The organism is Nostoc sp. (assembly GCF_036917415.1).
Taxonomy (GTDB): Bacteria; Cyanobacteriota; Cyanobacteriia; order Cyanobacteriales; family Nostocaceae; genus Nostoc.
In genome coordinates this window covers 43339-58534 of the sequence record NZ_JBALDJ010000078.1, presented here as the reverse complement: position 1 = coordinate 58534, position 15196 = coordinate 43339, and the positions used below count along the sequence as shown (strand labels likewise).

15 protein-coding genes and 1 pseudogene are annotated in these 15196 nt (G+C 42.9%); 8 read left to right on the top strand and 8 right to left on the bottom strand.

Annotation, left to right across the window (positions count from 1 at the left end; translation table 11 throughout):
• Nucleotides 1–30: 30 nt before the first annotated feature.
• Nucleotides 31–873, bottom strand: coding sequence for a hypothetical protein (locus tag V7K41_RS16260; protein WP_334849731.1), 843 nt, complete (start codon nucleotides 871–873; stop codon nucleotides 31–33).
• A 535-nt stretch (nucleotides 874–1408) separates the two neighbouring features.
• On the opposite strand from V7K41_RS16260, the gene V7K41_RS16255 reads away from it, so the two are divergent.
• The gene (locus V7K41_RS16255; protein ID WP_334849729.1) at nucleotides 1409–1726 is read left to right on the top strand and encodes a hypothetical protein; all 318 of its coding nucleotides are present in this window, start codon (nucleotides 1409–1411) and stop codon (nucleotides 1724–1726) included.
• A 214-nt stretch (nucleotides 1727–1940) separates the two neighbouring features.
• Nucleotides 1941–3668, top strand: a complete 1728-nt coding sequence (locus tag V7K41_RS16250; RefSeq protein ID WP_334849728.1) for a succinate dehydrogenase/fumarate reductase flavoprotein subunit — start codon at nucleotides 1941–1943, stop codon at nucleotides 3666–3668.
• Between the two features lie 82 nt (nucleotides 3669–3750).
• Here the strand turns inward: V7K41_RS16250 and V7K41_RS16245 are convergent, their stop codons facing one another.
• Nucleotides 3751–3951 (bottom strand): DUF6887 family protein, encoded by a 201-nt coding sequence (locus V7K41_RS16245; RefSeq protein ID WP_334849726.1) that lies wholly within the window; start codon nucleotides 3949–3951, stop codon nucleotides 3751–3753.
• 51 nt (nucleotides 3952–4002) lie between these two features.
• Between V7K41_RS16245 and tnpA the strand changes: the two are divergent.
• Both tnpA and V7K41_RS16235 read left to right on the top strand, forming a co-directional pair.
• Nucleotides 4003–4218: pseudogene (tnpA, locus tag V7K41_RS16240) on the top strand (IS200/IS605 family transposase); the annotation flags it as partial.
• A 127-nt stretch (nucleotides 4219–4345) separates the two neighbouring features.
• A complete protein-coding gene (locus V7K41_RS16235; RefSeq protein WP_334849724.1) occupies nucleotides 4346–4531 on the top strand; it encodes a DDE transposase family protein in 186 nt (61 codons plus the stop codon).
• A gap of 79 nt (nucleotides 4532–4610) precedes the next feature.
• Here the strand turns inward: V7K41_RS16235 and ctpC are convergent, their stop codons facing one another.
• A complete protein-coding gene (ctpC, locus tag V7K41_RS16230) occupies nucleotides 4611–5894 on the bottom strand; it encodes a carboxyl-terminal processing protease CtpC (RefSeq protein WP_334849723.1) in 1284 nt (427 codons plus the stop codon).
• A gap of 249 nt (nucleotides 5895–6143) precedes the next feature.
• Nucleotides 6144–7370, bottom strand: a complete 1227-nt coding sequence (gene ispG, locus V7K41_RS16225) for a (E)-4-hydroxy-3-methylbut-2-enyl-diphosphate synthase (protein WP_334849721.1) — start codon at nucleotides 7368–7370, stop codon at nucleotides 6144–6146.
• A gap of 367 nt (nucleotides 7371–7737) precedes the next feature.
• Between ispG and V7K41_RS16220 the strand changes: the two genes are divergently transcribed.
• Complete coding sequence (locus V7K41_RS16220; protein ID WP_334849719.1) at nucleotides 7738–7905, top strand: hypothetical protein; 168 nt, start codon at nucleotides 7738–7740, stop codon at nucleotides 7903–7905.
• An 85-nt stretch (nucleotides 7906–7990) separates the two neighbouring features.
• Nucleotides 7991–9025 (top strand): isochorismatase, encoded by a 1035-nt coding sequence (locus tag V7K41_RS16215; protein ID WP_334849717.1) that lies wholly within the window; start codon nucleotides 7991–7993, stop codon nucleotides 9023–9025.
• Nucleotides 9026–9143: 118 nt separating this feature from the next.
• On the opposite strand, the gene V7K41_RS16210 is transcribed toward V7K41_RS16215, so the two are convergent.
• Nucleotides 9144–10037: a LysM peptidoglycan-binding domain-containing M23 family metallopeptidase gene (locus tag V7K41_RS16210; protein ID WP_334849716.1), complete on the bottom strand. Its 894-nt coding sequence runs from the start codon at nucleotides 10035–10037 to the stop codon at nucleotides 9144–9146.
• Between the two features lie 240 nt (nucleotides 10038–10277).
• On the opposite strand from V7K41_RS16210, the gene V7K41_RS16205 reads away from it, so the two are divergent.
• Nucleotides 10278–11486: an HhoA/HhoB/HtrA family serine endopeptidase gene (locus tag V7K41_RS16205; RefSeq protein WP_334849714.1), complete on the top strand. Its 1209-nt coding sequence runs from the start codon at nucleotides 10278–10280 to the stop codon at nucleotides 11484–11486.
• A 235-nt stretch (nucleotides 11487–11721) separates the two neighbouring features.
• Here the strand turns inward: V7K41_RS16205 and V7K41_RS16200 are convergent, their stop codons facing one another.
• From V7K41_RS16200 to ispD, 3 genes are all read right to left on the bottom strand, one after another.
• A complete protein-coding gene (locus tag V7K41_RS16200) occupies nucleotides 11722–12069 on the bottom strand; it encodes a DUF760 domain-containing protein (RefSeq protein ID WP_104908394.1) in 348 nt (115 codons plus the stop codon).
• Nucleotides 12070–12218: 149 nt separating this feature from the next.
• Nucleotides 12219–12761, bottom strand: a complete 543-nt coding sequence (gene scpB, locus V7K41_RS16195) for an SMC-Scp complex subunit ScpB (protein WP_334849712.1) — start codon at nucleotides 12759–12761, stop codon at nucleotides 12219–12221.
• 293 nt (nucleotides 12762–13054) lie between these two features.
• The gene (gene ispD / locus V7K41_RS16190; protein ID WP_334849710.1) at nucleotides 13055–13738 is read right to left on the bottom strand and encodes a 2-C-methyl-D-erythritol 4-phosphate cytidylyltransferase; all 684 of its coding nucleotides are present in this window, start codon (nucleotides 13736–13738) and stop codon (nucleotides 13055–13057) included.
• Nucleotides 13739–13807: 69 nt separating this feature from the next.
• Between ispD and V7K41_RS16185 the strand changes: the two genes are divergently transcribed.
• A complete protein-coding gene (locus tag V7K41_RS16185; protein WP_334849709.1) occupies nucleotides 13808–14767 on the top strand; it encodes a glycosyltransferase family 9 protein in 960 nt (319 codons plus the stop codon).
• Nucleotides 14768–15196: the final 429 nt, after the last annotated feature.

The window sequence follows — 15196 nt, the reverse complement described above, 5'->3', positions numbered from 1 at the left end:
TTAATCTTAATAACTCCTAACTCCTAATTCTTAAAGCCCACTGAAGTTGTAACCAACTCCTAACAACAAGCCGACATCAGTTTCATCGAAAAATCCGGCATTTATAGCAGCCGTTGCTGTAAATTGAGAAGTTAGAGGCACATCAATGCCAGCAGATGCCAAAAAGGCAAATTGCGAATCATCACCAGTTTTATAAGCTGCACCCACTCCGATGTAAGGTGCGATCGCTAATGGTTCGCTAAAAGCATCTGCTGATTTGAAGGTAAAATCATAGGTGATAGGAAGTAAAATTGTGGTGTTATCCCCAAATACGGCTGAGGGTCGCACTGATATAGAATTTGTCAGTCCGATTTTGCTGACTACCGCAAAGTTACCGTCGCCCAAAGACGTGTCACCACCACTCAAACCAATGTTAGCAGCGATCCCAAGATAGCTACTACCACCACTGGTAGTTCTACCTAAATCAATATCTGATTGCGCCACTTTGGTAGCAGATGGTTGAGCAGTAGCTTTAGAAGTCGGTTGTACAAATTCAGAGGTAAGCGTTGCAGATGAAGTCGCCACTGTGCCTGGAACGGGTGTCGGTGTTACACTGGCGTTTTCTTGTATCGCAGTGTTGGGCAACTGCTCTACCTTAGTTAAATTTGTGACTATAAAAGTTTTAGTTATTTCTGGAGAGAGATTTTGGCTTTCAGTGTCTATTTCTGGATTAAACTCGTTGGGAGACGCTACGGTTGCAGAAGGTTCAATTAATGGCTGACTGCTCACCTTGTCTACTGTCTGGGCGCTTGCAGATAAACCGCTACTCAGGAATGCAAGAGCAGCTAAACTTGGCAACCAAAAAACACCTTTACGAAGAAAAATAGTATTCACATTCACTCCTAAAACAATGTTGCCACGAAAAATAAAGGTTTTTATTGATTTAAGTCAATAAATTCGGGCAATACTCAAAATTTAACATCAAAAAATCGGTTTTTGCACATTTGGGATGCTCCCGTCGGGTATCTATAGGTTACAATTTTCACAATTAAATAAGATTGCTAAATATTCTAAATATCCTGAATTTGACAGATGACATTAAGCAAACAAACTATTTGTTAAGAAGGCGATCGCAATTGCGACTTCTCCTATGAAGGGAAGAAGTTTTTTAGCATAACTGCCTTGCTTGTCAAAAGCAATACGGTTCAGTTAAGCATTTTTTCTTCTCTCTGTATCCTCTGCGCCTCTGCGGTTCGTAAAAAAAACTGACTTTGGCAAAGAGTTTTAACCTTAACTGAACCGTATTGCCGCCAAAGGCAGCTAGATTGTGAAGTGATATTACAAAGCTTGCAAAAATATTTAGAAATTGCCTACAAGGCAAACATAGTTCTAACGTAGAACCTATTAGGAGAGACTTGAGGCAAATGTGATGAGCGACAATAATATTCAAAAGTATCGGTTTGTCTGTACCCTGACTTTCGGTGATATCTACGGTCAAATAATTGTTTGGTTGATTACAATTACCCTAAGTTTGGCATCAGCTTTGGCGCTGATGGGTGCCAAGCGGCCCGTGTACGCTTTAGCAACAGCAGGTCTTGTCGTTCTGCTATCGCTACCTTTCTTGGTGTTTGCGTTTGTCACTACCTTGTTAAATCATATTGAAGTCAGTCCTGTAGGGCCGGGAACCAAAATGGAACCTATACCAGGTAATGTGTCTCAGCAACAACCTGTACAAGCAACTAGCTAAAGAGTTAGGAGTTATGAGTTATGAGTTATGAGTCACTGCATCTGTGCCATAACTCTTTGTTTTTAACTTTTCACTCCTAATTTCAAAATTTTTTATAACATCCCTGTCTATAGGCAGGGAATTTTTTTGTAGAGATGCGACTGTTACAACGCACTAGCTGATTAATCACGTCTCTACAATAGAACAGCAGTGGTTTGCAATCAAGGGGCTAATTATGCTGGGACACGATGTGATTATTGTCGGGGGTGGATTGGCGGGATGTCGCGCTGCTGTAGAAATTGCCCGCACTGACCCTAGTTTAAATATTGCTGTGGTTGCAAAAACCCACCCAATTCGTTCTCACTCGGTTGCGGCTCAAGGTGGTATGGCTGCATCGCTGAAAAATGTTGATTCCGAAGATAGTTGGCAAGCACATGCTTTTGATACTGTCAAGGGTTCTGACTACTTGGCAGACCAAGATGCTGTGGCGATTCTCGCCCAAGAAGCGCCAGATGTGGTGATTGACTTGGAACATCTCGGCGTTTTGTTCTCTCGTTTACCCGATGGGCGCATTGCCCAAAGGGCTTTTGGCGGCCATTCTCACAACCGCACTTGCTACGCTGCTGACAAAACAGGTCATGCGATTTTGCACGAATTGGTTAACAATTTGCGGCGTTATGGGGTGCAAGTTTACGAAGAGTGGTACGTGATGCGTCTTATTTTAGAAGAAAATGAGGCGAAGGGTGTGGTAATGTTCCATCTTTTGGATGGACGTATTGAAGTGGTACGCGCTAAGGCGGTGATGTTTGCCACCGGGGGTTATGGTCGCGTTTATAATACTACCTCTAATGATTACGCTTCTTCAGGTGATGGTTTGGCAATGACTGCGATCGCAGGTTTGCCCCTCGAAGATATGGAATTTGTGCAGTTTCATCCCACTGGTTTATATCCGGTAGGGGTACTGATTTCAGAAGCGGTGCGGGGAGAAGGGGCCTATCTGATTAATAGTGAAGGCGATCGCTTTATGGCGAACTATGCACCCAGTCGCATGGAACTAGCTCCTCGTGATATTACCTCACGAGCGATCGCTTACGAAATTCGCGCCGGACGTGGTATTCATCTCAATGGAAGTGCTGGAGGCCCCTTTGTTTATCTGGATCTACGCCATTTAGGCAAAGAAAAAATTATGAGTCGCGTTCCCTTCTGTTGGGAAGAAGCCCACCGTCTAGTAGGTGTTGACGCAGTAACTCAACCTATGCCAGTCCGCCCGACAATTCACTATTGTATGGGTGGTATACCAGTTAACACCGATGGTCAAGTTCGTAGTAGTGGCGATGGTTTAGTTGACGCTTTCTTTGCTGCGGGTGAAACATCTTGTGTTTCCGTGCATGGAGCGAATCGCTTGGGCAGTAATTCTCTGCTGGAATGTGTCGTTTATGGCAAGAGAACTGGGGCTGCGATCGCCAAATTTGTGCAAAAACGTAAGTTACCCTCGGTAGATGAGCAACGGTATGTAATAGAAGCCCAGCAACAAATTCAAGCTTTGCTAGAACAACCAGGACAGTACCGTATTAACCAAGTCCGTCAAGCTTTTCAGGATTGTATGACTGAGTATTGTGGTGTTTTCCGCACTCAAGCATTAATGACTGAAGGTTTGCAGAAACTAGAAAAAATACAACAGCAATATCCTCAAATTTATTTAGATGATAAAGGCAGTTGCTGGAATACCGAACTTGTGGAAGCCTTGGAATTGCTAAGTTTGATGGTAGTGGGACAGACGATTTTGGCATCCGCGCTGAATCGCCAAGAAAGTCGTGGCGCTCATTTCCGTGAGGATTATTCCGAGCGAGATGATACCAACTTCCTCAAACACACAATGGCTTACTATTCACCAGCAGGAATTGAGATTCAATATCGACCGGTGGCGATTACCATGTTTGAGCCAAAAGAACGGAAGTATTAGTTAAAGGTAAATTTCTGTGAGAAATCGAGGTGATTACAAAAATTTTGTCCACCTCGATTAAGAATATGAAATTATTAAGTTATCAATGAGAACCTAATTGTTTCTGAATCACAGCTATTATCTTTTCTTGCCAAGCCGGATCATCTAATTTTATTGCAGCATCACGATGACGAGATTTTCGTCTATCCATGTAAGCATAAAAGGCTTCCTTGTCATCCTTGTGGGTAATAAAGTAACTCTTTAGCTCTTGGTCACTCATTGCTGCATAGTTTACCTTATTCATGGTGCTATACTACCATCTGGCGTAATTTATAGCTCTATTCCTTCATTTTGCCCAGCTAATATTCATTTATTTTTGAACGTAAAGCCAACAGACAACCCATCACAAATCATGAACAGGATTAAAGGACGGGCTTCTCATCATTTAAGAAAAGAGTTTCCAGAATTACTTAAACTTCCAACTCTATGGACACCCAGTTATTTTGTTTCTACTGCTGGGAATATTTCTACAAAAAATGTAATAGAGTATATAGCACATCAAAAAGATTAAGTCAGAACACCCGCATAGTGTCAATAAGCTTTCATCCCCTGCCTAAAGTACGAAAAACGCAACTGCGTTGCTGTTTCTCAGGGGTTTTCAGCATTTTCCTTATAAAAACAAGATTTTTATTTAAAATATGAACGACTCACAAACTTGGTATATTGTCAAGCGTTCTGCTGGAAATTGTGAAATTATCCCCAGCGACCAAGTTGGCGACGATAATTTAGAAATTATAGAACAGTGGGGGCCTTTTAGTTCGCAAGAAGAAGCGATCGCTCGGCGTATTGGACTTATTAGGGCTGGGAAGTGCCAACCAGTTTAAGTTAAAAGTTAGGTAGTTGACAGTGACGGACTTTATTCTTAACTCCTCACTATTCACTCCTAACTTTATTCCTAACTCTTCATTTTTCTGCTGTAGGTGTACCCTTAACAGCAATTTTTTTACCTATCACTTCCACCGCTTTAGCAAATTGAGGGTCTGCTAAAGTAGCTAGTTTGTCACGTTCATGGAGCCACAAATCCTCCATCTGTTTCTTGGTCAAATCCACCTTCACATCTGGTGAAATGCCTTTGTGATTGATATCTGTACCATTGGGGGTATAGTAATGAGCAATTGTCACCGCCAATCCTGAACCATCTTCCAGGGGACGCACCGATTGCACTAGTCCCTTACCAAAGGTTTGAGTACCGACCAAAGTAGCACGCTTATTATCCTGCAAAGCCCCTGAAAGGATTTCACTGGCACTAGCTGAACCTTTATCTACCAACACCACCAATGGTTTAGTTGTCAAGGCTCGTCCGTTTGCTTCTTCTTTTTCTGCCTCTCCTTGGCGTTCAACAGTGGAGACAATCTTACCTTTATCTATCCACATCCGAGCAATATCCACGCTGGAGAAGAGTAAGCCGCCTGGATTACCACGCAGATCGAGAATATATCCAGCTACCTTTTTGTTTTCTAAATTTTTGATAGCGGTTTGCATTTCTTTACCAGCATTGGCGCTGAACTGATTCAAGCGAATGTAACCAAGATTGCCTGCTGGGGTTTTCTTTTCAGAAAACTTAACTGGATGGATTTCAATTCGCGCCCGTGTAATATCAAATTGTTTTATCTGACTGTCGCGCCCAATAGTCAAGCTGACTTGCGTTCCTGCCTCACCCCTAATCAAGGATACTGCCTGATTGGTATCCATCCCCTTGGTATCTTTGCCGTTAATTTTGAGGATGATATCTTTTGCCAAAACACCAGCTTTAAAGGCTGGTGTATCTTCGATTGGCGCAATTACAACCAATTGCTTGGTTTTTTCATCTTGACTAATCGTGATCCCAATCCCTGTCAATTCTCCAGAGGTATCCACTTGCATATTCTTGAATTCCTCTGGGTCCATAAACCTGGTGTAGGGATCTTCTAGCTTTTTCAGCATTTCCCGAATGGACTTATACGCATCCTGCGGATTACTGTAGGACTTGCTTAAGTATTCCTTACGAACAGCTTGCCAATCTACCTGATTAAAAGTACCGTCTACATATTGGCGCTGAACAATTTGCCAAACTTCATCTACTAATTCTTTAGGACTTGCTTTAAATAAAGCCTGACCTCGTGAGTGAATGCCAAGGCTAGTAACAGCGATCGTGGAGAGTGTAACTGCCGTAGCACCCAAAACAAGCCTACTTTTTGTAATCACCATAATGACAGCTGCGTCAGAGGGAAAATTTATAGTCAGTATGCTCAATCTAACACAGGCTACCACTTACAGACCAAGTATGTATTCTTAATTTAAACAAAATACTTGACAATCAGACGACCTTGGTGGTTAAAAGATATAAAGTTTTTGGGGATGGGGCATAGGGCACAAGAGGCAGAGGTGCAGAGGGGCAGAGGGGAAAAACTTATTGCAACTTCAATTTTCCCCTGCTCCCCTGCTCCCCTGCTCCCTTTAAGGTTCTACCCAGCGTTCATCTGCTTTAATGAGGTTAATTAATTCCTCTACGCCCTTATCTTCTGGGACTTTTTTAATTTCTTCTCGACCACGATACAAAGAAATATAACCAGGTGTTTTGCCAACATAGCCATAGTCAGCATCTGCCATTTCTCCAGGGCCGTTGACAATACAACCCATAACTGCAATGTCTAGACCAGTTAAATGTTTAGTAGCTTCTCGGACTTTGTGCAGCACTTCCTCTAGATTAAACAAAGTGCGTCCACAGGAAGGACAAGCGACGTATTCCACCATCGTTTTTCGCAATCCCAAAGCTTGGAGAATGCTGTAGCAGACAGGGATTTCTTTTTCTGGTGCTTCTGTGAGTGAGACGCGGATTGTATCACCAATGCCATCAGCAAGTAAGGTAGCAATACCAGCCGTGGATTTAATTCGCCCGTATTCGCCATCACCGGCTTCCGTAACGCCTAAATGTAACGGGTAATCCATACCCAGTTCATCCATGCGCTTGGCAATGAGGCGATAGGCGGCTATCATCACCGGTACTCTTGAGGCTTTCATGGAAATTATCAGGTTGTGGAAATCCAAAGATTCACAGATGCGAATGAATTCTATGGCAGATTCCACCATTCCTTCGGGGGTGTCACCGTAAGTAAATAGCATCCTCTCTGCGAGAGAACCGTGATTTACCCCAATTCGCATCGATTTCCCTTGATCGCGCAAAGAAATTACTAGAGGTTCTAAGGTTTCGCGGATTTTTTCGCCAATTTCGTCAAATTCGCTTTTAGTATATTCAGTTCGATTGATGTTTGGCTTTTCAAACACATACAAGCCCGGATTAATCCGTACTTTTTCTATGTGCTTGGCGACTTCCACAGCGATTTTCAGCCCATTGTGATGGACATCAGCCACAACTGGAACATCTTGGTAAGTTTTAATTAATTTTTGTTTAATTTCCCCTAAAGCTTTAGCATGAGCCATACTCGGCACTGTGACGCGGACAATTTCACAGCCAATTTCGTGCAGACGACGAATAGCAGCTACGGAACCATCAATATCAAGAGTGTCTTCGTTAATCATTGACTGTACTACAACGGGGTAGCCACCGCCAATGGTGACATTTCCCACCTTTACAGGGCGGGTTCTACGCCGCTTGATAGTTGTATCAAAGGTAGGTTGACTAGATGTAGTGTTTGAAGTATCTATTATGGGCAGGGTTTGCATAACCTGATTAGGTAAATTTGTTGTCGTTAAAATATCAGATTTGATAAATCTCTGTTTCCCAGATTGCCACAGGTGGTGGCTCTTTTGGACGATTAGGATAGAAAAAAATGGAAAATAACACAGACAAAGAAATAAAGAGCAATTGAAGAGTTTTGCTCATTTGTAAAAATATATTACTTAAAAATCTTTTTAAGTGAGTAGCTTGAGTGCGATCGCGCAGGTTCCACAAGAAAGCTTAAGGAAGCGACGCCTTATGACTGAGTTATAAATACTACCACTAGTTTCTGATTATATGACCTAACCTGCAATATCTGTAATCCCTCTTTAATCACTATTGGTAGAGAAAAATCTAAAACCCTTATTTCTCATGACTTTTATCAATTTAGACGTAGGTTGGGTTGAGGAACGAAACCCAACACCCAAAGACCTTAGAAAAGTTGGGTTTCACTTTGTTCAACCCAACCTACATTTATTTTTCTTTCCCCAAAGTGATAAAAGAGGGATAAGAGCGATCGCTAAATTTATATTTTTGTAATACAAATATACTATTGAGTTTAGACTTGAGAAAATTTGGGGATTGAAATCATAGATGTTATTACAGAATAAAAGCGGCTGTAATTATGAACACCCAAATAACACCCCAACAACTAATTCCCCCACACTTTAACCCTGAAGAAGTGGGCAAAGTCTGGCGTGTACCTTACCAAGAACGTGCCGCTGAAGCTGAAATCTGGGCAAAACAACACGACATAAAACCAGCATCTTTAGATAAAACTCGTATTTGCCTACTATTAATTGATGTCCAAAACACCTTCTGCATCCCCGGCTTTGAATTATTTGTAGGTGGAAAATCCGGTAATGCAGCGGTGGATGATAACGTCAGATTATCTGAGTTTATTTATCGAAACTTGGGAATAATTACGAAAATTGTACCAACTCTAGATACTCACACTGCAACGCAAATTTTCCATCCAATCTTTTGGGTGAACGCAGCGGGAGAACATCCCACTCCAGCAGCAACTAGCATCACACCAGCAGATATTGAACAAGGTATCTGGAAAGTTAACCCAGCAGTTGCTAACAGTGTTACTAATGGAGATTATGAATTATTAGAAAAACACGCTTACCATTACCTTAAAAAACTCACTCAAGACGGTAAATATCCCCTGACTGTTTGGCCTTATCATTCTATGTTGGGTGGTATTGGTCATGCTCTAGTTTCATCAGTAGAAGAAGCGATATTTTTCCACGGCATTGCGCGTCAGAGTCAGACACAATTTGAAATCAAAGGTGAAAACCCCTTAACAGAAAACTATTCAATCTTACGTCCAGAGGTGTTAGAAGATTTTGAGCAACGTCCACTTGGTCAAAAAAACGCGCGTTTGATTAAGCAACTTTTAGAATTTGATACTGTTATTATTGGTGGTCAAGCTAAAAGTCATTGCGTCGCCTGGACAATTGACGATTTATTAACAGAAATTAAACAGGTAGATGCTAGCCTTGCGAAAAAAATATATCTACTAGAAGATTGCACTTCTCCCGTTGTCGTTCCCGATGTTGTAGACTACACAGAACAGGCAGATGCAGCATTTACAAGGTTTGCAGAGGCAGGAATGCACATCGTAAAATCTAGCGAATCCATAGCATTTTTTTAACGCAAAGGATCGCAAAGGTTTCGCAAAGGTTTCGCAAAGGTTTCGCAGAGGAACACAGAGATTTCCTTTGCGTTTCTTTGCGCTTCCCTCTGCGTTCCTCTGCGTTTAAAAACAAACCTCATTTCTTCAAATAACCCTTTGGATCTTGCGCTACCCAACCCAGAGATGAGCTAGAACGTACTTCAAAATGGAGATGCGGTTGAGTGGATGTTGGTTTTCCACTAGTACCTACTGTTCCTAGTAAGTCTCCTTTTTTCACTTGTTGACCGACAGTAACTTTGATACTGTCAAGCTGGGCGTAGCGGCTTTGGAGTCCGCCACTGTGGTTAATAATGACCAATTTGCCATAAGAACCTTGATCGCTAGCAAAGGCTACAGTTCCAGGTGCGATCGCCAGCACATTAGTACCAACTGGTGCTAATAAGTCAACACCACTGTGAAAGAAAACTTCACCTGTCGCAGGATTAATTTGCCAGCCATAAGCTAATCCTACAGTTGCCACTTGTGCTAAGGGATATCCAGACAAGGATGCACGGTTTGGTGTACCTGCATCAGTAGGCAAAGGGGACTTAGTTACAACACCATTGGGCGACCAATTTACCCCCGGAACAAACACGATTCTGGGGTTTTGTTGGCAGCCATTTACCTCAAACAGGCTATCAGCACGAACTTTGTATTGTGCCGCCACTTGTCGCCAAGTTTGACCGCGAGGCACTTCGACTACAATCCCATTGTAGGGAGGAATCTGAAGCACACTACCAACGGCGGCAGCTGCACCATTCTGCAAAGCTGGATTCATGCCAATAATAGTTGTCGGAATGAGATTGTAGCGCTGCGCTATGCTCTCCAAAGTTTCGCCACGAACAACTTTATGGCGTTGGAATCGAGATAGGGCTGGAGTTGAGCAACCACCCACAGCAGCCTTAGCACTGTTTGAGTATGGCAGTATGCTTACTAGGCCCAAGGCGCTAACTAAGCTACAGAGAAACAGTTGACGAAAGGGTAAAGTCATGTACACAGGTCAAGAGCGCATTAACTTTAGATTTTAGATGGAGAGTGTGGGAAGTGGGGAGCAAAGGGAGCAGGGGAAGAAATAACTAATGCTCAATGACTAATGACTAATGACCAATGACTAATGACCAATGACCAATGACTAATGACTAATTTCTCGTAAATTGATCTGTCCACTTGCCGTTAGCTTGACTACACTTAGAAATTAGCAACTGCATTGCTGTTCTTGAGCAAAACAATTATGAAGTTATCCTTAAAGCAATTGGCGGTTTATGTGTTTTTACTGGTAATTGGCGGTAGTGCAGGTTGGTTTGGCAGTCGCTATCTCATTCCACAAAATCGCTCGTTCCAACAATTAAAAAATGTCACAATGGCTTCACCGCCAGAATCCGTAGTTCCGAATTCTGCTAACGGAGCTATTGGGGCTACTGGTGGCGATAACGTGAATTTTATTGCGACGGCAGTGCAAAAAGTTGGCCCGGCTGTAGTGCGAATTAATGCCACTCGTAAAGTAGCCAATCCCATCTCTGACGCTTTGAAAAATCCCATATTGCGGCGATTCTTTGGGGAGGATGACCAACCAATTCCTCAAGAACGCATTGAGCGCGGTACAGGATCGGGATTTATTTTGAGCGAAGATGGAGAATTACTCACCAACGCTCATGTAGTGGCAGATACAGATACAGTACAAGTTACCCTCAAGGATGGTCGAAGTCTACAGGGGAAGGTGGTAGGAGTTGATTCTGTGACAGATGTGGCGGTGGTGAAAATAAAAGCGAATGATTTGCCGACGGTAAAACTGGGCAATTCGCAAAACCTGATCCCAGGAGAATGGGCGATCGCTATTGGCAATCCTCTGGGTTTAGATAATACTGTTACTATTGGTATCATCAGCGCTACCGATCGCACCAGCACTCAAGTTGGTGTCCCAGATAAGCGAGTCAGCTTTATCCAAACTGATGCCGCAATTAATCCTGGGAATTCTGGTGGCCCCTTATTAAACGCCCAAGGCGAAGTGATTGGTATTAACACTGCCATCCGCGCTGATGCTCAAGGACTCGGTTTTGCCATCCCCATTGAAACCGCCGCCCGCATCGCCAATGAACTTTTTACTAAAGGGCGTGTGGAACATCCTTTCTTGGGTATTGAAATGGCAGACCTTTCTCCCATCAGAAAGCAGCAGATTAATCAAGAAAATCAACTGAACATTCAGCAGGATGCTGGAATTGTGATTAAAGGAGTCACAGATGATTCCCCGGCCAAGCGTGGAGGACTGCTTCCTGGAGACGTGATTCAAAAATTTAATGGTAAATCGGTCAAAACTTCAGCCCAAGTTCAAAGGCTGGTAGAGTCAAGCAAAGTTGGAGACATAATAGCTATCGAAGTCAACCGCAGCGGTAAAATTCAAACTTTTAAAGTCCAATCAGGAGCTTATCCTGAAAGGAAGTAGTCAAAATAATTCGTAATTCGTAATTCGTGCTTACAAGATACTCTCTACGAGACGCTAAAAGCGAATGCGAACTCGCTAAGGCTGTGCTATCAGTGGAAGATTTAACTTTCCATAAATATCTTGTTGACCACTAAATTTTAATTCAGTGTCGGCTACTATACCTTTTTTAATTACGAATTACGAATTAGTCATTATTTGGTCAATAGTCCCAGAATGTTTGATTACTGACTATTAATTATTGACCATTAGACAAATGCTCTAACTGCATTCTTTGTTCCATCTGGCGCAGAAAATACCCCGTCATCATGGCTGAGGCTAGAAGTCCAGCTAAATTCTCGCGATCTGTTGTGATTTGCACGTTGAAATTTTCTGCCGGGAGCATCCCCACTAGCCCTTGGACATTTTGCGAGATGATTTGTTTAATTTCGGGGCTGGCGGACTGAGCAATCCTAGCTAAAACATCAGGAGACTGATGCTGTAGATATTTGAGTAACTGATTAGGGTATTCCTCAGAGTGGTCGGAAAGAAGTTGATTAGGGTGTTCCTCGGAGTTGTCATTCAAAAAGTCAGGATTAAACACCATTGGCAGTTTTATTTAGCTTAATTGCTAACTCTACTCTAAACCATAGTACAAGGGTAGCGCATTCACCACAGGTATAAGTCATTGGTATTGGGGATTGGGGATTGGGGATTAGGAATTGGGGAATTTTCCTAGTCCCTAGTCTCCAGTCCCTAGTCCCCACTCCCTACTCCCTTTAGTTCTAGTTCTAGTTCTAGTTGTTCTTCCTTTTGACTGATAGAAAGTATTTGCGGAAGTTGTTCGATTTGGAAATACTGATGAAATTTCGGTGTTACTTGGAGCGAGTAGGAGCGAGAATCGCTGTCTCGGCGTTTGCGGATGAAACCAAGTTCAACAAGTTCTGGAACGTGCTGATATACTCCCGAACCGCGCAGGTTAATCAAGTCGCTTTGGAGTATGGGACTATTAAGGGCGATCGCTGCCAAAGTTCGCAATGCACCTACACCCAATTCTACTGGTATCATCGTTTGCACCAAATCGTGAAAGTCAGACCGGAGTTGCAAACTGTAACCATCTGGGGTTTCTATTACCTCTAGAGCGCTATCTCGGTGGGCATAGTTGTCCATAAGTTCAATTATGCCTTCTTTGACAGTGGCGCGATCGCACGCTGCATACTCGGCGATTTCGCCGAGCGACAAGGGTTTACCTTTTAAATAGAGAATTGCTTCTATCTTCGTCGCTGTGGCTGTAATCATTTAGTCATTAGTCGTTAGTCATTGGTCATTAGTCATTGGTCATTAGTACATGACAACTAATAATCAACAAGTGTGTGGCATTATATCGTAAATTGTCAAAGTATTTTTTAAAACTTTCAAATTTGGCATTGGGATTAGGAAAGAGGTGACAGGTGACAGGGAATAATCTTTACCATATTCCCTTCTTCACTCTTAGGACTTACGCAAAAAACCTCTCTAACTCTTATTCCTCTGTGTTCTCTGCGTTCTCTGTGGTTTGATTTTCCGTGACCTGTGCGTAAGTCCTGACTCTCTCAAAAGCCTCTATTTGTAAGAATAAATTCTGCGATCGCTAAATCTTGTGGAGTGGTCAGTTTTAAATTTGTCTCCTCTCCCTTGACAATTCGGACTTCGATGCCGCACTTTTCAAATAAAGCAGCATCGTCTGTTACTTCCCAACCTTGACGGACTCCTTCAGCATGGCACTGTTTCAACAACTTGACATCAAATCCTTGGGGAGTTTGTGCCGCCCATAGTTGTCGTCTGTCGGGTGTATCTTGAATTATGCCTTGTTCGTTGACAACTTTGATGGTGTCTTTGACGGGTACACCAGCAATTAAACCGGGACAGTGGTGAATGGCCTCGGCACAAGAGTTAAATAAATCTGGTGTGGCCAGGCATCTAGCACCATCGTGAATCAACACTTGTTTTGCGGCTATTGGCAGAGATTGCAAGCCATTGTAAACAGATTCTTGGCGGGTGGAGCCGCCTTGAATCAATTCCACTGGTTTAGTCAGCTTTAGATCGGCGATAATTGCTTTGAACTCTGGCCAATCAGTAGACTGAGAAATAATCCCGATCCAACTGATTGTACTGGCGGCTTCTGCGGCTAATAAAGTCCAAGCAATAATTGGTTGCGATCGCACGAGTAGCAGGAGTTTATTGCGGTTACTACCCATTCTTTTTCCGATTCCCGCAGCTGGAATTAGTAAATACACAGAATTCCTCAATCTTTAAGCTATATATTTTCCCCTAAAATAGGGAGCGAGTAAGCGTCAATAAATATTATGCGAGTAGTAGCCCTTGTACCTGGCGGAATTGGCGACCAAATTCTCTTCTTTCCGACTCTAGATGACCTGAAGCGCCATTACCCTAACGCTCAGATAGATGTCGTTGTTGAACCCCGGTCAAAGGCTGCCTACCGAGTGAGCAAGTCAGTTCACGAGGTACTGAACTTTGATTTTAATGACCGTAATAGTCTGGCGGATTGGGGTAACTTAGTGGGGACAATTCGCGATCGCGAATACGATGTTGCCATTGCTGTTAAGCAAAATTGGTTGGTGGGTCTTTTACTCTGGTTGACGGGAATTCCTATACGCATTGGCTATCAAGGCAAAGGATCGGGTTTTCTTACCCATGCTGTGCCGTTCAAACCATCTCAGTATGCGGCGGCAGTATATCACGACTTGCTGCAACCGTTGGAAATAAATAGTCCTGTCCCAGAGTTAGCAGTAAATGTACCAAAACCAGATATTGAGTGGGCACAAAAGGAACAAAAACGTTTAGGGGTTCATGAAACAGGCTATATCTTGATTCATGGCAGTTCTGGCCAGTTATTACAGGCTAAAGAACTAGATAAAATCTACCCTGTCGAGAATTGGCAGCAAATTATTCAAGCCTTCCAACAAAAACAGCCCGATCTACCTGTGGTGGTTATTAAGGGACTTGATGATGAGCTGTTGGTGCGATCGCTTCTGGAGTCTTCTCCAGATATCAAGGTGACTGCCCCAGATGATATTGGTAAGTTAACTGCCATAATTGCTGGAGCAAATTTGATGTTATCTACTGATAGCGCGGCACTACAACTGAGTGTTGCAGTTCAAACCTATACCATTGCCGTATTTGGCCCCAGCGATCCAGCTAAGTTGTTGCCGAAAAACGATAAATTCCTGGCTATTAAATCTCTCACGGGAAAAACAGCGGATATTTCACCAAACACAGTTTTAGAGAAAATTTGGGGTGGCTAAACCAGTAGTTTTCCCAAACTTAGATACCTAGAACAGAGAGTAAGTCTCAAAACCTCTCTCTTTACAGGAGAGAGGTGAATGTATATTGCATACAAATGAAAAGCTCTATAATTTATCATTCAGCCGTTGTCACAAGTAGGGAACGGCTTTCAGTTTTTATTTAGACAAATCGACCTATTCTAGTGCGTTATACCATTTCCAAAAATCTTTGCAACATATTGGCTGTAGGGGCATACAGATGTACATAGGTGTCAACTTAACGCTAAACCCGCTTGGTGAAAACATTTTGCCCTCACCCCCAGCCCCTCTCCCAAGAGAGAGGGGAGCTAGACATTCAATTCCCCTTCTCCCAAGGGAGAAGGGGTTAGGGGATGAGGGCGTGAGGGATTTACAAAACGCCTGTCTGATATAGTTTTCGGCTTAAGTTGA